Genomic DNA, 17,779 nt, shown 5'->3' with positions numbered 1-17,779 from the left:
GGAGTTTCATGTTGAGAGAAGTTTTTATTTTGTATTGCCTTTGTGAGTATATTATGAGGAAATGCTAAGAGGGTGTTTGTCCTGTTGAAAAAATGTTGAGAATTTCTCAACAGTAAAAGGATTAGCGTTGACATGAAACTAAAAGGTGTTATATTATCAAAGTATAACCAAAAGGTGTTATGTTATAACGCCGAGTAAAGGAGAATGAAAATGGAACAACAAAATACATTAAATGATATTAAACAAACAATCGTTTTTAACGCGTCTATTCAAAAGGTATGGAGTGTAGTATCAACTGCAGAAGGGATTGCGTCATGGTTTATGCCAAATGATTTTGTATTAGAGGTAGGACATGAATTTCATGTGCAATCACCATTTGGGCCATCACCATGTAAAGTATTAGAAATTGATGAACCAAACCATTTATCTTTCTCATGGGATACAGATGGCTGGGTTGTTTCATTTGATTTGAAAGACTTAGGAGATAACAAAACAGAATTTACGTTAATTCACGGCGGCTGGAAACATCCTGATGAAATTCTTCCGAAAGCAAATGCGAAGAGCTCTATTATTCGCGATAGAATGAGCGGTGGTTGGGTAGCGATTGTAAATGAAAAACTGAAAAAGGTTGTCGAAGGCTAAGTGTCCTCGTCAGCAGCGAAATATGATGTATTTCAAGCAATTGCTGATCCAACCCGCCGAGAAGTAATACGGTTATTAAGTGACAAAGAGTTACCGATTTCCAAAATAACGGATCATTTTCCGATGAGTCGTACTGCGGTTGTAAAGCACCTTCATATTCTTTCAGAAGCGAATTTAGTAAGTGGAAGAAAAAGCGGAAGAGAGAAGATATATCGTTTGCATCCAGAACCATTAGAAGAATTACAACAATGGCTCTCGTATTATGAACGTTTTTGGGATAATAAATTATCCATGCTGAAACATATTGTGGAGAATGAAGAATAAAAAAGGATGACCAAAATGGTCATCCTTTTTTATTGTTGCTCACTTGTTTGTGTAGCTGGCTTTAATAAAAGCCAAGCGATAATTAATGTAAATACTGCTAATACGAAAGTGCTCATATAAATGACGTGTACGCTTGATGCTAATGCAGATTGCGATTCGGTTACTACGTTTGCTGTAGTACCGCCATGTCCACCAGATACAAGATCAAGATTTTTAATACCACGTGCGTGAATCATCGTATTGAAGATTGTACCGAATATTGCAGCACCTAACGTTTGACTAAATGTATTAATAAATGTGTTTAAACCAACAGCTGTTCCGCGTGTATGAGCTGGTACGGCTGCTTGAATTGTTACCATGTAAATCGGTGTCACAAGCCCCATGCCTAAGCCGAATAATCCGACTGCTACATAAATAAGGAACGATGGTGAATTTGTTGATAGTGTAAATAATAAGAACGTAGCGACTGATAAAATGCTAGCTCCAAGTAAAATGATTTGTTTCGTTTTTAATTTGCCTACTAAGTTACCAGAGAAAATAGCGCCAAATGTCCACATAACAGGAATTGGCATTAAAATAAGTCCAGCTTCTGTAGCGTTTTTCCCTAATACACCTTGGCTCCAAATTGGAAGGTACATTGTAATACTAATAATCATTGCGCCAGCAATAAGAGTTAATATATTTATCGTAGATAATGTACGGTTAGAGAAAAGTGCTAGCGGAATTAATGGTTCCGGAGATTTCTTCTCGATGAATAAGAAAATAATAAATGAAATAGCGGCAAAGATTAATAGGCCGATAATTGTCATGTCTCCCCAGTTTTGCTTACTGCTACCTGTTAATAATGCATATAGTAGAGCGATTGTACTTAATGAGAAGACTGTTGCACCAAGATAATCGATATGATGCTTAGCAGGTTTAATAGATTCTTTGTAGTAAATTGCAATCATTAAGCAAGCAATAATTCCGAATGGAACGTTTAGGAAGAAAATATAGCGCCAAGAAAGGGAATCAACTAAAAATCCACCTACTAACGGTCCGATAACACCGGATACACCCCAAACGGCACTCATCCAACCTTGTGCTTTCGCGCGGTCTTTCGCTTCGCTATATAAGTCTCCAATAATCGTCATTGTGATTGGCATAACAGCACCAGCACCGATACCTTGAAGCGCGCGGAAGAAGATTAATTGTTCCATCGATGTAACGACTCCGCAAAGTGCAGAACCGACTAAAAAGATTGTAGCTCCGATCAGTAAAACTTTTTTACGGCCAAATAAATCAGCGAGCTTTCCGTATATTGGAGTCGAAACAGCTGTTGCAAGCATATAAATTGCATATACCCAACTAACAAGTTCGACGCCTGACAAATCACTCGTTATACGAGGGATTGCTGTACTAACAATCGTTCCTTCTACCGCAGAAAGAAACGTCATTAACATTAAAGACATCATGACTTTTTTTCTCATTTGTTTTTCCCCTTACCCTTTTTTAAATATTCAACAATATAAAATATAAAGGTACTAAGGTATATAAAGCAACAAAAAAGCAATGGGAAGTTAAGTGGAGCCTATATTTGTCGTTTCTTGTCGGTAAGTCGATATATTTGGGAAATCGCCGATATAAGTTGCAGAATCGCTCATATAATTTCATGTACCTATAAAAAAAGAAACAGGAATCCCTGTTTCTTTTTTTTAATACTGCATTTTCGCGTTTTCTCCAGCTGTCGTTCCGGCAATTCTACCAGTAACAAGGGCTGATGTAATATTATAGCCACCGGTATAACCATGAATATCAAGAACTTCTCCGCAGAAATATAAGCCGTTCGTAAATTTAGAAGACATTTCTTTCGGATTAATTTCTTTCACGGATACACCGCCGCCAGTAACGAATGCTTTTTCAATTGACTGCGTACCATTTACATTCACAGTAAACTCTTTAAAGTCTTTCACAAGTGCACGAATCTTTTCGTGAGAAACTTGTCCAGCTTGTTCGCTGCCGTCAATTTCATTTTTTTCTAATAAGAATAGGAAGTAACGTTCAGGAACATAACCTTTTAAAACGTTTTTAATTCCTTTTTTTGGATCTTCTTTCATTTGTTTCAGCATGCGCTGAAACAGTTGCTCACTATTTTCCTCTGGCAATGCATCAATACTCATTTGTATTGTATTCGTTTTAAACTTTTTCAGTGCTTTCACGACGAATTGGCTACAGCGAAGAGCAGCAGGTCCAGATAGGCCGAAATGAGTGAAGAGCATGTCCATTTTGTGAGAAATGATAGCTTTTCCTTTCGGGTTTAATACACTTAAGTTTATATCACGTAAAGCAAGACCTTGTAATGAGCGGTCACGTATAAACGGCTCGTTTGAAAGGATAGGTACTTCTGTTGGGAATAATTCTGTGATTGTATGACCCGCTTTTTCAGCCCAAGCATATCCGTCTCCAGTAGATCCAGTTTGAGGAACTGATTTTCCGCCAACAGCGATAACGACGTGATTTGTTTCTAACACTTCGCCTGTTTGCAGTATAACTGCTTTTGTTTGACCATTTTCATATTCAATCGTTTCAACAGGCGTATTTGTACGAATTTTTACACCTAAGTCTTTTAATCGTGTTAAAAGTGCGTCTACAACAGATTGTGCTTTGTTTGACACAGGGAACATGCGACCGTGGTCTTCTTCTTTCAATTTAACACCGAGATTTTCGAAGAATGTAATAATATCTTCATTATTAAAAATAGAAAAAGCGCTGTATAAGAAGCGACCGTTTCCTGGTATATGTTTAACAATTTCATCAAGTGGTAGACGGTTCGTTACGTTACAGCGTCCGCCACCAGAAATTGCAAGTTTACGCCCAAGTTTATTTCCTTTATCAAGAAGTAAGACATTTGCGCCTTCTTCTGCAGCACCAATTGCAGCCATTAGCCCAGAAGGACCGCCGCCGATGACAATAACATCATAATGCATAATATATCGACCTCATTTTCTACATTTCCTGCCTAAAAGAATAGCATGTTTTCCCTTAAAAGAAAAATAGAGTGAAGTACTGCTTAATGAGAGAATTGTGGTACAATACAAAAGTTAGAGTTCAGCACTATCCTGCCATTTGTAGGCGATAAGACTAAAACCTCAAGATTTAGGAGAAGTAAATAGGGAGTCTGTTAGCCTGTAAATGCTCGAATGGTTCAACTAATAAGGAGTAGGAGAGAAGTCTCCAACTAATTATAGTTTCACTTTATGTAGATGTAGGAGGATTTTTGTATGTCCGATTCGAAATTTCTGCGCGGAACGCTTATTGTTACGCTAGGGACATTTTTAGTAAAGTTCTTAGGCATGATTTACGTCTTTCCGTTTCATGCATTAGTAGGAACAGAAGGCGGAACGCTCTATACATATGGATACATTCCATATACGATCTTTTTAAGTATCGCAACGGCAGGTGTGCCACTTGCTGTTTCAAAATTTGTTTCCAAATATAATGCGCTTGGCGATTATAAAACGAGCCGGAGAATGTTCCGCTCGGGAATGGTTATGATGATAGTAACAGGAGTTCTTTCGTTCCTAGTACTGTACATGACGGCGCCATTGTTTGCAGAAGCGATGCTTGGTAAACAAAGTATACACAATAATGTAGGAGAAGTTACGACGATCATTCGTCTTGTAAGTTTCGCGCTTATTGTTGTACCAGCAGCGAGTTTAATTCGTGGTTATTTCCAAGGTCACCAGTCTATGGGACCAACTACCGTTTCACAAATTATTGAACAAATTATTCGTATCGTCTTTTTATTAGCAGGTAGTTTTATCGTTATTAAAGTACTTGGCGGTACAGTTGCAACAGCAGTTGGAGTAGCGACATTTGCTGCGTTCGTTTCAGCGGTTGGAGCACTCGGTGTGTTAATTTGGTACTGGCTAAAACGTAAAAAATATTTGGATCAATATTTAATTGAACAAACTGTACCAGAATCAACAGTAAGCACCGTTCAATTGTTTAAAGAGTTATTTGCATATGCGATTCCTTACGTTGTAATTGGGTTAACAATTCCTTTATATCAACAAATTGATACATTGACATTTAACTCAATTATGCAGGCGATTGGTCAAGGTGATATCGCAGAGCGAGCTCTCGGTATTTTCACAATGTGGACGCATAAGTTAATTATGATTCCTGTATCACTTGCAACAGCGTTTAGTTTAACGCTTGTACCAGCAATTACAAAATCATTTACTGAAAAACAATACCGCTATTTGAAATTACAAATTACACAAACATTCCAGGCAAATATGTTTTTAACATTGCCAGCAGTTGTCGGTATTTCTTCACTTGCATATCCAATTTATACTGCGTTTTACGATTCAGATCCACTAGGTGGACAAGTATTAATGTGGTATGCACCAGTTGCGTTGTTATTCGCTTTATTTACAGTAACAGCGGCAATCCTGCAAGGTATTAACCAGCAGAAGCATGCGATTATTGCGCTTATAATGGGCGTTATTTTGAAATTTGTATGTAACGTAATCTTTATTCGTTATTTCGGTACAGTAGGAGCAATTCTAGCGACAGCAGTTGGTTTCTTAGCTTCTGTTTGGTACACAAATCAACAAATTAAAAAATACGCACACTATTCATTCGGTGTTGTATATAAAAGAACATTCCAAATTGCAGTACTGACACTTATAATGGTCGTTGCTGTAAAACTATCACAATGGATTCTATCCTTCATGATTTCGCCTGATGGCCGTATTGGTGCTCTTATAACAGTTGCGATTTGTGCAGGTATTGGCGGTCTTGTTTACGGATTGTTAGCAATTCGCACAGGAGTACTTGAAAGAGTATTTGGTGGAGAAGCATTAGATAAAATTCAACGTAAACTTGGTAGTAGATTTAAAATAAAGTTGAAATCAAGAGGGGCGTAATTACGTCCCCTTTTCTATGATAAATAAAGAAGGTGAAAAACGTGAGATTAGATAAATTATTAGCAAATATGGGATATGGAAGTAGAAAAGAAGTAAAGAAATTATTGAAAGATGGCGTTGTGAAAATTGATGGAACGCCAGTAAAAGATGCGAAAGTTCATGTAAATGTAGAAGAGCAAGAAGTTATGATTCACGGTGAAGTTGTGGAATACAAAGAATTTGTTTACTTAATGATGCATAAACCACAAGGTGTTATTTCAGCGACGGAAGATGATAATCATGAAACAGTAATAGATTTATTAGAATTAGAAGATGCAATCTTTGATCCGTTCCCAGTTGGACGACTTGATATCGATACGGAAGGCTTCCTATTGATAACAAATGATGGGAAGTTATCACATCAATTATTATCTCCGAAAAAGCATGTGCCGAAAAAATATTATGCACACGTTGCAGGAGTAGTAACAGAAGAGGATGTAAAAGAATTTGCTAAAGGTGTTATTTTAGACGATGGCTATGAAACAAAGCCAGGTGCACTTACAATATTGAAAAGCGATGATATTTCTGAAATTGAGCTTGTGATTACGGAAGGGAAATTCCATCAAGTGAAGCGTATGTTTGAAGCGGTAGGAAAAAAAGTAGTCTACCTAAAGAGAACAGAGATGGGTCCGTTAGTATTAGATGAAGAACTAGAACTTGGACAATACCGAGAGCTAACAGATGAAGAAGTAGAAATGTTAAAAACATATCAAGTAGATACTGAAAAGTAGTACCTTTATAGGCGCAGAAAAGACCCCTTTCTAATTATTAGAAAGGGGTATGTATTTATTTACCATACAATTATTTTTCGTTATGAGGTCATTCTCACTTTCTTTCCTGTTGTTGTCCACTTACCGCGGCAAGGGCTATACACGAGTTCATTAAACTGCAACACATTTAGATCACGTTGTATCGTTCGCGGTGTGATCCCGAACTCATCTACAAGGTCTTTCGTCGTTACCGTTCCGTTTTCATTGATGTACATATAAATTGATTTAATGCGTGTTAGCATACGAGTAGTTGTAGGTTTCAAGAGAAAACCACTCCTCTACTAGTTTTTTTGACCCCATTCAGGAAAGAAGGTCGTTACTACCATTGTACTCTACATGATAAAATTCATGCTTTAATCTACTTAAATTTTACAGAAATTTAACAAATATTCATATAGAAAAATATTGGTAGTTGACATTGTATATATGGTCAGTCAACTAACACATAAAATTCTACGTAAAACGCCAAATTCCTGCAAATTTTTTTGAAAAAACAAAAGAAAAACTAATAAGAAATATCTGAAATATTACAATTGTTCGGTATTTAGTTTTCGTGTATGGCATAAGAGATTTCGGTTTGTTATGATGAAAGAAACAATATAGTGAAGGATGGATGCGTGATGTCAGCAATTAATTGGACAGAAGAAGTTGCGAAACGAAAAGATGATTTAATTCGTGATACACAACAATTTTTACAAATTAAAAGTGTATGGGAAGAAGAATCTGCGAAAGAGGGCGCACCATTCGGTGAAGGTGTAGAAAAAGCTTTATCTTTCATGTTACATAAAGGAGAAACTGAAGGTTTTACTTCTAAAAATTTAGAAGGATATGCAGGTCATCTTGAAATGGGGCAAGGAGAAGAATTAGTAGGTATTCTCTGTCACGTTGACGTTGTACCAGAAGGAGATGGCTGGACGACTCCTGCATATAGTGCAGATATTCGCGACGGAAAGATTTTTGCACGTGGTGCAATTGACGATAAAGGCCCAACGATGGCAGCATATTATGCGATGAAAATTGTGAAAGAATTAGGCTTACCTCTTTCCAAACGTGTTCGTATGATTATAGGAACAGATGAGGAAAGCAATTGGAAATGTGTAGATCACTACTTTAAAAACGAAGAAATGCCAACAATCGGTTTTGCGCCAGACGCGGATTTTCCAATTATTAATGCAGAAAAAGGAATTTCTGATATACAAGTTGTGCAAAATGGTAGTGAAGAGAAAAAAGGTACATATGAACTTGTTTCATTTGATTCAGGGCGCCGTTTAAATATGGTTCCTGATTTTGCAGAAGCGGTTATTACAGGAGAAGATGTAAATGCACTTACAGTAGCATATGAAGAGTATTTACAAACTGCTAAAAAAATAGGGAAATCGACTATAGAAGGAAATACAGTGACGTTGCAAATAGAAGGAATTTCAGCGCATGGATCTACTCCTAAAAAAGGAGAAAATGCAGGTTTATTATTAGCAAACTTCTTAACTACAGTTTCACTTGATGGAAAAGCAACTGCATTTGCGACATTTGCAACAGAAACATTTACTGGTGATATTTTTGGTGAAAAAGCTACTATTGCTTATAAAGATGAAATTAGCGGTCCGTTAACAGTGAATGTCGGTCGCATTTCTTATACGAAAGAAAACGGTGGTAACTTAGGGCTAAACGTACGTTACCCAGTTACAACTAACTTTGAAGAAACAATTGTGAAGTTGAAAGCATATGTTGGTACGCATGGTTTTGAAGTGGCTGACTATTCTAATTCTCGCCCGCATCACGTCGATAAAGATCACGTATTAATCCGTACGTTACAACGTGTGTATGAAGAACAAACAGGTGAAAAAGCAGAACTATTAGCAATCGGCGGCGGTACTTATGCTCGTTCATTAAAAGCTGGTGTGGCATTTGGCCCGCTATTCCCTGGAAAAGAAGAACTTGCGCATCAAAAAGATGAGTATATCGAAATTGAAGACTTATTAAAAGCAACAGCAATTTACGCGCAAGCAATTCATGAATTAGCGAAGTAATGGATATATAAATAATGTCCGCTCTCTATTTTGGAGAGCGGCTTCTTTTTACCTGAATGAGATAAGAAAGAAAAGCAACAATAGAAAGAAGGAGAAGATGTACATGGAACTGCATTATTTTGTCGCAATTACGTTACCGAATCATATAAAAGAAATGCTGTCTAACTATAAAGAGGACATGCAAGAGGAATTACAATTTCGTTCATGGGTACATAAAGAAGACTATCATATTACCCTTTCATTTTTAGGGAGTGCAACGGAGGAACAGCTAGAGGGAATAAAGAATGGATTACAAACAATTGCAGAAACAAAAGAACTATCGTTCACATTACAAGGTTTTTCAACGTTTGGTAGGGAAGATCAGCCTCGTATTTTTGGGGCGAAGGTAAGTGAGAATCACGATTTGTTTCAGTTGCAAAAGCAAATACATGCCATTTGTGAAGAAAATGGATTTTCTCTAGAAACACGCCCATATCACCCGCATATTACCGTTGCTCGTAAATGGATAGGAGAAGAAAAGTTTCGTTTAGAAAGTATAAAAGAAGTGCCTGAAATATCATTTCAAGCAGATACAATTACTTTATACGAATCCCACGTGAAAGAAACCCCGAAGTATAAATCGATTGCTGAAATAAAATTACAAAAATAGAATGTTGAAAACGTTTTTTATGCAGGTGAATATACTATAGAGAAGAATGGAGTTACTGTATAGAGTCTTGTTGATAAGAAAAGCCTTATCATTTGCAGCTCATTTTATCTCGCCTAATTGGTGAAGGCTAATAATAAGTGAGGATGGAGAAATTTTCTCGCTCATTAAAGTTTCACTTTATTTTAACTTTGAGAATGATGGTGATTTTTTTATGTTGAAAGTAAAACGTCCATTTGATGCCTATTTAGATGAAATGAATAAAATTACAATTTTGCTCCCACATGCGTATGGAACAAGTCGGACATTTCGTTTGCAAGAAGGAAGTAATGTGAAAGATTTACCGATTGCTCATACGATTGCGCTTCCAGATGCAACGAAGTATGAGTGCTTTATAGAAGAGCCGCTAGATGTGGGGAAGTATTATACAGTACGAGATGAACGGAATGAAGAAACTGATTTACAAATAGGTGCTGTTATTCGAACAAAAATTTTCGATGAAAAGTATTATTACGAAGGTACAGATTTAGGTGCTGTTTATCAAAAAGAAGAAACGACATTTAAAGTATGGGCCCCAACTGCAAGGCTTGCGAAAGTAAGAATTTATAAGAGCGATAAAGAATATGCCGATCATGAAATGTACAGGGGAGAAAACGGAGTTTGGATTCAAACATTACAAGGTGATTTAGACGGAGCACGCTATACATTTCTTGTTTGTATTAATTTAATATGGAACGAAGCTGTGGATCCTTATGCAAAGTCGGTGACGGTAAATGGAAAACATGGTGTTGTTATCAATTTAGAAAAAACGAATGTAACAAGACGAGAGGGATTACCAACATTACAATCAATGACAGATGCCATATTGTATGAACTGCATATTCGTGATGCGACTATACATCCAAATAGTGGAGTAATTCAAAAGGGAACATATAAAGGATTGATGGAAGAGGGAACAACAGGACGGAATGGGACATTAACAGGGTTGTCTCATATAAAAGATTTAGGTGTTACACATGTTGAACTATTACCTTTATATTGTTTCGGTGGTGTAGATGAGGCGAATCCTTCGTCCGCCTATAATTGGGGATATAATCCATTATATTACAATGCACCAACAGGATATTATGCTACAAACCCCTCTGATCCGTATAACAGGATAGTTGAGTGCAAACAACTAATTGAAACATTTCATAAACAAGGTATTAGGGTGATTATAGATGTTGTATATAATCATGTTTATGAAAGAGAGCTATCATCATTTGAAAAGCTTGTTCCAGGATATTATTTTCGTCATGGTGAAGATGGTATGCCTTCTAATGGGACGGGAGTCGGAAATGATATAGCGTCTGAACGGAAAATGATGAGGAAATTCATTGTAGAGTCTATTTTATATTGGCTTACTGAATACAATGTCGATGGATTCCGATTCGACTTAATGGGAATTTTAGATGTTGATACAATGAATATGATAGAAAAAGAAGTGCGAAACATAAAAAGAGATGCTTTGTTATTAGGAGAAGGATGGGATTTACAAACACCGCTTCCTCGTGAGGAAAAAGCAACGTTAAATAATGCGAAGAAAATGCCACATATCGCGCAGTTTAATGATCAATTTCGTGATGGGATAAAAGGGAGTACATTTCATATAAATAAGCGTGGTTTTGCATTTGGTGGGCATGTAGACTGTAATCATTTGCAGTATATTGCAGCAGGAAGTCTTTTAAGTATGAAAGAAACAGGGCTGTTTCTAGAGCCAGCGCAAAGCATTAACTATGTAGAATGTCATGATAATATGACGATGTGGGATAAACTAGTGCGCAGTAATGAAGAATCAGAAACGATTTTGAAAAAACGTCACCTGTTAGCGAGCGCAATGGTTATTCTTTCACAAGGCATTCCTTTCTTACACGCAGGGCAAGAGTTTTATCGTACGAAGAAAGGAAATGAAAATAGTTATAATGCAAATGATGAGATCAATCAATTAGATTGGGATCAAAAAGAGAAAGAGATAGAGACCGTTAACTATATAAAAGGTTTAATTGCGATTCGTAAAGAGCATGGGGCATTCCGATTACAAAGCGCAGACCTTATAAAAAAACATATGACTTTTTTACAAACATCTACAGAAGTACTTGCATATCACCTAGAGCATGTAGAAACGTTTGGGCCGTGGAAAGAGATTATCGTCTTATTTAATAGCGGTTTAGAAGCTAAAACTGTGCAACTTCCGAAAGAAGCAACGTGGCATGTGTTAGTAAACGAAAACGAAGCGAAAATAGAGCCAATTTCTTCATTTAGAGGAAAGGAACTTAAGCTCGCTCCAATTAGCACGTATATATTGACGATAATGTGACAAATCGCTACTTGACGATGAGAATGTAATAAATGTAGAATTGACAAAGGTGACGATTTTGATAAGTTGTCATTCTATGACAGGTTTTGTAAAATAAAATAGAGGATTTTTGGCTTAGGCTAATTTTTCTTTTCATTTACAGTAAAATATATGAATCCACAACATGTGTAGAAATGTTGCGGTTTTTCTTTTCATAACTATAAAAGATAAGGATTTGTTAACGGGTAATGAATATGGAATGGTTGGAACAATTATTAGGAAAAGAGTGGAGTCTTGTACCGGCTGGTGGAGTAACGGGCGATGCATATATTGCGCAAAACGGACAACAGAAGTTATTTTTAAAGCGGAATACATCGCCCTTTTTAGCGGTATTGTCAGCAGAAGGAATTGTTCCAAAATTACTTTGGACAAGAAGGGTAACGAATGGTGATGTAATTTCTGCTCAAAAATGGCTTCCGGGACAGAAGCTAGAGCCAGAGGATATGAAACTAGAACGTGTTGCGAAACTTTTGAAGAAAATACACTCCTCTAAAGCGCTTGTACAGATGATTCAAAGACTTGGGAAGCAGCCGCTTCACGCACAAGAGTTATTACAACAACTGCAACTCGTTTTAAGAGGAGATATAAGGGATGATGAAACAATTCAGCAAGGCCTTCAATATTTAATGGATTCATTAAAAGCTATTGAATACAATGAATTCGTTGTATGCCATTGTGATGTAAACCATAACAACTGGCTATTGTCGGATGAAGATGAATTGTTTTTAATTGATTGGGATGGAGCTGTAATTGCTGACCCAGCTCTAGACCTCGGTATGTTATTATATTGGTACATTCCGCGCCAGGAATGGAGTGAGTGGCTCGGTTACTATGATATTGAAATGGATGAATCGCTGCTTAGGCGTATGAGATGGTATGTGATAGCACAAACGATTTTGTCTATTCAATGGCATACAACAAAAAAACAGCAAGCAGAAGCTGAATATTGGCATCAATATTTACAGCAACTACTTGCTTCAGAATGATACTTAAGAAAAATTGTCCATTCCAGCAATCCACTGAGTAAGTTGTTCTTGATTATTGGAAATATGGTTGTCCAAATTAGAGGAAGATTTACCCGATTGACTATAAGAATATACATCGTTTAGCATTGTTTTAGCGTCACTACTTATATTATCGTTTGCGAGTAACGATTGAATGAGGCGCTCTAATTGCTCGCATTCTGAAACTGTCCCGCAGCAATCACTTTGGTGGTTGACTAAAATATCTTTCAGCACTTCTAATTGATGTTGTTGATTAATTGGCATGAACGGATCATCCTTTCGATTGTTTTTCTCTTCAAATGTAAGAGAAAAAGCTGTTTCGTCATGGAATGTTTAATGCTGTATGTAGTTTTTATCAAAATGGTACATCTTATACTTGAAAGAAACGGACCGAGTGCTCGTACGTACTTGGTTTTTTGTTTGGTAGATTGATTAAAAAAGAAAGAAGGAATTATTCCTTTAAAATAGCTATGTAAAGAGAGGGAAACATCTATGCGTTTAAGACATAAACCGTATGCAATGGATCGAATTAATGAATATTCACATATCGTAATCGGAAACCCAGAGGAGCGCGCTGGTAGCTGGAAAGAAGTATTTGGAAACGAACAACCAATTCACATTGAAGTAGGTACAGGTCGTGGCCGCTTCATGTATGATATGGCGAAAGCGAATCCACATATTAATTATATTGGAATTGAAAAATTCACAAGTGTTGTTGTAGATGCACTTGATAAATTAATTGAAGAAGAATTACCAAACTTAAAGTTAATTAATAAAGATGCTGAAGATTTAACAGTTTTCTTTGCGAAAGGTGAAATTGATCGCGTTTATTTAAACTTCTCAGATCCATGGCCAAAGAAACGTCATACGAAGCGTCGTTTAACGTATAAAACATTTTTACGTAATTACGAAGAAGTGTTAGTAGAAGGCGGAGAAATTCATTTCAAAACAGATAACCAAGGTTTATTTGAATATTCTCTTATGAGTATGGCTGAGTACGGTATGTTACTAACGTACTTAAGCTTAGATCTTCATAACAGCGACTTTGAAGGTAACATCATGACTGAATACGAAGAGAAATTCTCTAGTAAAGGTCATCGTATTTACCGAGTTGAAGCAAAATATCGTACAGAGCCTATGCAGTAATGCGTAGGTTTTTTTACATCTAAAATAATCAGAATTTTATGTTAAGATTAATTGAAAAGGGGGATGTGTAATGGAACAGTTACAAATTGGAGATATAAAAGTAACGTGGTTAAAAGGCGGGAATACACATTTAGATGGAGGAGCAATGTTTGGAGTCGTGCCGAAAGTACTTTGGTCACGTAAATATAAACATAATGATACAAATCATATTTATTTACGAACAGATCCGTTACTTTTGCAAACAAAAGATGGAAATATGCTCATTGATTCCGGGATAGGAAACGGTAAGTTGAATGAGAAGATGAAACGAAATCAAGGTGTAACAGAAGAATCATCGGTTTATGAATCATTAGAAAAATTAGGATTAAAGCCTGAAGATATCGACTACGTCTTGATGACACATCTTCATTTTGATCATGCATCTGGTCTAACAAAATGGGAAGATGATCACCTTGTACCGTCATTTCCAAATGCGAAAGTTTACGTAAGTGAAACAGAATGGAATGAAATGAGGAATCCAAACATTAGATCACGTAATACATATTGGAAGGAAAATTGGGAGCCAATTGTAGATCAAGTTGTTACGTTCCAGCAAGAAATAGAAATTACAGATGAAATCAAGATGGCGCGTACGGGTGGTCATAGTGATGGACATGCAGTTATCGCTTTGGAGAGTCAAGGGGAAACGATGCTACACTTAGCGGATCTCTTACCGACGCATGCGCATCAAAATGTATTATGGGTAATGGCATACGATGATTATCCGATGACCTCGATTGAAAATAAGCAAAAGTGGATGAAGTATGGTGCTGAAAAAGAGGCATGGTTTACGTTTTACCATGATGCATATTATCGCGCTGTGAAGTGGAATGAGGAAGGGCATATCGTAGAAAAAATAGAACGGAAAACGAGTATAGAAGCATAAAAATAGGAGGTTGTTCCATCATATTTATTGGAGCAGCCTCTTTTTTATTGTCGGGTTTTGTTGATAAATCGATATAATTGGGAAATCGCTGATATAATTTTAATCAATACCCACAATTAAAAAATAAGAGGTTCACCTAATGGGAACCCTCCTTTTTATGCTGCTATAACCTCTAAAACAGTACCTGTTTTAGCATCAACTAAAAATTCAAATCGTTCTTGTATATCATTTAACATTGTTGTAAGACCGCCGCGATAAACTTCATATGCGACATCATATTTTTCAAATGTCTCTGGAACCATATGTACCCAAGAGCCAGTAATTTCACCTTTATGACTTAATGCTTGTTTCACCATTTTCAATGCTTTTTCTGAAGAAATATGGGATTGTTCTTGTACTTTGTTTGCAACGAGATAACCAGCTGCGAACCCAACGCCAAGACCTGCTACTAAACCTTTCCAGCTCATATATTCACCTCAATTCTATAAAATAAAAATAGTGTACCGATAATAATTATAAAGCAAATACAGCTAAAAAAGAAGAAACTAGAAACATTTCGAAAATTTCGTTACAATAAAAGAGGTATTCTACTAAGGTTTGAAAGAAGGGGACTTCGTGAATAAAGAGACATTACAATTATTTCGTACGTTAACAGAATTACAAGGTGCATCAGGTTTTGAACATGATGTACGCCGTTTTATGAAACAAGAATTAAGCAAATATGCGGATGAAATTGTACAAGACGGTTTAGGTAGCGTATTTGGTCTGAAAAAAGGGGACGAAACTGGCCCGCGTGTTCTTGTAGCAGGTCATATGGATGAAGTAGGTTTCATGGTTACGCAAATTACGAAAAACGGAATGCTTCGTTTTCAAACGTTAGGCGGCTGGTGGAGCCAAGTTTTATTAGCACAGCGTGTACAAGTTATGACGAAGAATGGTCCTGTTATTGGGGTTGTTGGTTCTATTCCTCCTCATTTATTAAGTGACGCGCAACGTGCAAAACCGATGGATATAAAAAATATGTTAATTGATATAGGTGCAGATAGCTATGAAGATGCGATTGAGATTGGTGTAAAACCAGGACAACAAATCGTGCCAATCTGCCCGTTTACACCGATGGCAAATGAGAAGAAAATTATGGCGAAAGCTTGGGACAACCGTTACGGATGTGGTCTTGCAATCGAATTATTAAAAGAATTAAAAGATGAAACATTACCAAATACATTATATTCTGGTGCTACTGTACAAGAAGAAGTAGGGCTCCGCGGAGCGCAAACAGCTGCAAATATGATTCAACCAGATATTTTCTATGCGCTTGATGCAAGTCCAGCAAACGATGCATCTGGTGACAAAACACAGTTCGGTCAATTAGGAAAAGGTGCTCTTCTTCGTATTTACGATCGCACGATGGTAACACATAGAGGAATACGCGAATTCATTTTAGATACAGCAGAAACAAACAACATTCCGTACCAATACTTTATTTCACAAGGTGGTACAGATGCGGGCCGTGTACATACAAGTAACTCTGGTATCCCATCAGCAGTAATTGGTGTTTGTGCGCGCTACGTTCATACACATGCTTCAATTTTACATGTTGATGATTATGCAGCGGCGAAAGAATTAATTACGAAGCTTGTAAGAACAACAGATAAAACGACGTTAGAGACAATTAAGAATAATGCGTAGAAGAAAGGGCTAAAAGCTCTTTCTTTTTTTAGGTAGGAGAGATGACCCAGCGGTGTGTGGTGGCGGTCAGTGCCTAATGGATGCTCGAATGATGTGTGAAGACCGCGCGTAGGAAGAAAGAAGAAGCCTGTTTTTGTGTCTAGGACCAGTAATATTGTGAAAAGCCACCTTCTTTTATAGGTAGAAGGGATTCCCTGGTGGTATGTGATAGTGGTTGGTACTTAATTCGTGCCGAAGTGGATATTAGAATAGAATGATGAATTTTTATAGAGGTGAACGAAATGAAAGTAGTAGTAGGGTCAAAGAATAAAACGAAGGTTGGGGCTGTGGAGAAGGTTTGGAAAGATGCTGAAATTACATCTCTTTCTGTTCCGTCAGGAGTATCAGCTCAGCCTTTCTCAGATGAAGAGACGATGCAAGGAGCGATTAATAGAGCGAAGCGAGCGCTAGAGGAAGGAGAAGCTCCAATTGGTATTGGGCTAGAAGGCGGCGTAATGAAAACGGAGCACGGTTTATTTATGTGTAATTGGGGCGCGCTAGCAACAATGGATGGGAAAGTATTTGTGGCCGGAGGAGCGCGTATTACGTTACCAGACGATTTTTTAGCACCTCTTGAAGATGGTAAGGAATTAAGCGAAGTGATGGAAGAGTTTGTGCAGCGAAAAGATATTCGTAGTCACGAAGGTGCTATCGGTATTTTTACAGATGATTATGTTGACCGCACGGAATTATTTGTACACGTTGTTAAGTTGTTAGTTGGGCAATATAAGTATGACAAAAAGCAAGCATAAACCTTGCACCGTGCGCGATGTATGGTAGTATAAAAGAAAGATTATAACATGAAAAATGCACCCGTTAGAGGAGGAAATATAGATGAAGTCATTAGAAAGCATGGAGCAATTCCAACAGTTAAAAAATGAAGAGAATGTAGTCTTTATGTTCTCGGCAGAATGGTGCCCAGACTGCCGCTTTGTAGATCCATTTATGCCAGAAGTAGAAGAGAAATATAGTGATTTCTCATTTTACTATGTAGATCGTGATGAGTTTATTGATCTATGTGTAAAATTAGACGTATTTGGCATTCCGAGCTTTGTAGCGTACAATAAAGGTGAAGAAACTGGTCGCTATGTAAACAAAGATCGTAAAACACAAGAACAAATCGAAGAGTTCATTGAAGGTTTAAAATAAGGCAATTTGCCAATTGAATTGTAAAACAACCTCTACCTTCGCGGGGGAGGTTATTTTTTTGGAAGGGAGGA

At 37.1% G+C, this 17,779-nt stretch carries 18 protein-coding genes; 13 read left to right on the top strand and 5 right to left on the bottom strand.

The genetic code is table 11. The features are described 5' to 3' along the window. Positions 1 to 210: 210 nt before the first annotated feature. Positions 211 to 642 carry an SRPBCC family protein gene (locus DN399_RS23120; RefSeq protein WP_000437765.1) on the top strand — a complete coding sequence of 144 codons (432 nt, stop codon included), beginning with the start codon at positions 211 to 213 and terminating at the stop codon, positions 640 to 642. Further along, on the top strand, positions 643 to 966 hold the full coding sequence (locus DN399_RS23115) for an ArsR/SmtB family transcription factor (protein ID WP_000098837.1): 324 nt from the start codon (positions 643 to 645) through the stop codon (positions 964 to 966). Positions 967 to 995: 29 nt separating this feature from the next. Here the strand turns inward: DN399_RS23115 and DN399_RS23110 are convergent, their stop codons facing one another. Together DN399_RS23110 and DN399_RS23105 are read right to left on the bottom strand one after the other, a co-directional pair. After that, positions 996 to 2,435: an MDR family MFS transporter gene (locus DN399_RS23110; protein ID WP_001228021.1), complete on the bottom strand. Its 1,440-nt coding sequence runs from the start codon at positions 2,433 to 2,435 to the stop codon at positions 996 to 998. 225 nt (positions 2,436 to 2,660) lie between these two features. Beyond that, a complete protein-coding gene (locus DN399_RS23105) occupies positions 2,661 to 3,932 on the bottom strand; it encodes a BaiN/RdsA family NAD(P)/FAD-dependent oxidoreductase (protein WP_000558859.1) in 1,272 nt (423 codons plus the stop codon). A 294-nt stretch (positions 3,933 to 4,226) separates the two neighbouring features. On the opposite strand from DN399_RS23105, the gene DN399_RS23100 reads away from it, so the two are divergent. Next, positions 4,227 to 5,879 carry a putative polysaccharide biosynthesis protein gene (locus DN399_RS23100; protein ID WP_001284028.1) on the top strand — a complete coding sequence of 551 codons (1,653 nt, stop codon included), beginning with the start codon at positions 4,227 to 4,229 and terminating at the stop codon, positions 5,877 to 5,879. 41 nt (positions 5,880 to 5,920) lie between these two features. Next, complete coding sequence (locus DN399_RS23095) at positions 5,921 to 6,649, top strand: pseudouridine synthase (RefSeq protein WP_001234947.1); 729 nt, start codon at positions 5,921 to 5,923, stop codon at positions 6,647 to 6,649. An 80-nt stretch (positions 6,650 to 6,729) separates the two neighbouring features. Here DN399_RS23095 and DN399_RS23090 read toward each other — a convergent pair whose 3' ends face one another. Further along, entirely contained in the window at positions 6,730 to 6,951 is a 222-nt protein-coding gene (locus tag DN399_RS23090) for a DeoR family transcriptional regulator (RefSeq protein WP_000805512.1), read from the bottom strand. A gap of 357 nt (positions 6,952 to 7,308) precedes the next feature. Between DN399_RS23090 and pepV the strand changes: the two genes are divergently transcribed. From pepV to DN399_RS23070, 4 genes are all read left to right on the top strand, one after another. Beyond that, entirely contained in the window at positions 7,309 to 8,715 is a 1,407-nt protein-coding gene (pepV, locus tag DN399_RS23085) for a dipeptidase PepV (RefSeq protein WP_149149945.1), read from the top strand. A gap of 103 nt (positions 8,716 to 8,818) precedes the next feature. Further along, complete coding sequence (thpR, locus tag DN399_RS23080; protein ID WP_149149944.1) at positions 8,819 to 9,364, top strand: RNA 2',3'-cyclic phosphodiesterase; 546 nt, start codon at positions 8,819 to 8,821, stop codon at positions 9,362 to 9,364. Between the two features lie 211 nt (positions 9,365 to 9,575). Beyond that, positions 9,576 to 11,717, top strand: coding sequence for a type I pullulanase (gene pulA / locus DN399_RS23075; protein ID WP_000921740.1), 2,142 nt, complete (start codon positions 9,576 to 9,578; stop codon positions 11,715 to 11,717). A gap of 227 nt (positions 11,718 to 11,944) precedes the next feature. Further along, complete coding sequence (locus tag DN399_RS23070) at positions 11,945 to 12,742, top strand: phosphotransferase family protein (protein WP_001986674.1); 798 nt, start codon at positions 11,945 to 11,947, stop codon at positions 12,740 to 12,742. A 3-nt stretch (positions 12,743 to 12,745) separates the two neighbouring features. Here the strand turns inward: DN399_RS23070 and DN399_RS23065 are convergent, their stop codons facing one another. After that, positions 12,746 to 13,024, bottom strand: coding sequence for a YtzH-like family protein (locus DN399_RS23065; RefSeq protein ID WP_001122235.1), 279 nt, complete (start codon positions 13,022 to 13,024; stop codon positions 12,746 to 12,748). Between the two features lie 228 nt (positions 13,025 to 13,252). On the opposite strand from DN399_RS23065, the gene trmB reads away from it, so the two are divergent. Further along, entirely contained in the window at positions 13,253 to 13,906 is a 654-nt protein-coding gene (trmB, locus tag DN399_RS23060; protein ID WP_001239385.1) for a tRNA (guanosine(46)-N7)-methyltransferase TrmB, read from the top strand. A 70-nt stretch (positions 13,907 to 13,976) separates the two neighbouring features. Next, positions 13,977 to 14,831 carry a YtnP family quorum-quenching lactonase gene (locus DN399_RS23055; RefSeq protein WP_000436855.1) on the top strand — a complete coding sequence of 285 codons (855 nt, stop codon included), beginning with the start codon at positions 13,977 to 13,979 and terminating at the stop codon, positions 14,829 to 14,831. Between the two features lie 155 nt (positions 14,832 to 14,986). On the opposite strand, the gene DN399_RS23050 is transcribed toward DN399_RS23055, so the two are convergent. Continuing rightward, the gene (locus tag DN399_RS23050; RefSeq protein ID WP_000118543.1) at positions 14,987 to 15,298 is read right to left on the bottom strand and encodes a PepSY domain-containing protein; all 312 of its coding nucleotides are present in this window, start codon (positions 15,296 to 15,298) and stop codon (positions 14,987 to 14,989) included. 148 nt (positions 15,299 to 15,446) lie between these two features. On the opposite strand from DN399_RS23050, the gene DN399_RS23045 reads away from it, so the two are divergent. From DN399_RS23045 to DN399_RS23035, 3 genes are all read left to right on the top strand, one after another. Next, positions 15,447 to 16,520, top strand: coding sequence for a M42 family metallopeptidase (locus DN399_RS23045; protein WP_001031514.1), 1,074 nt, complete (start codon positions 15,447 to 15,449; stop codon positions 16,518 to 16,520). Between the two features lie 281 nt (positions 16,521 to 16,801). Next, positions 16,802 to 17,311: a DUF84 family protein gene (locus DN399_RS23040; protein WP_000869940.1), complete on the top strand. Its 510-nt coding sequence runs from the start codon at positions 16,802 to 16,804 to the stop codon at positions 17,309 to 17,311. A gap of 82 nt (positions 17,312 to 17,393) precedes the next feature. Further along, positions 17,394 to 17,708 (top strand): thioredoxin family protein, encoded by a 315-nt coding sequence (locus tag DN399_RS23035; RefSeq protein WP_000838193.1) that lies wholly within the window; start codon positions 17,394 to 17,396, stop codon positions 17,706 to 17,708. Positions 17,709 to 17,779 lie beyond the last annotated feature (71 nt).

It is taken from the genome of Bacillus sp. AR4-2 (genome assembly GCF_008274865.1).
GTDB lineage: Bacteria > Bacillota > Bacilli > Bacillales > Bacillaceae_G > Bacillus_A > Bacillus_A cereus.
The sequence above is the reverse complement of the archived record's forward strand: the minus strand, read 5'-3'. Positions and strand labels throughout refer to the sequence as shown.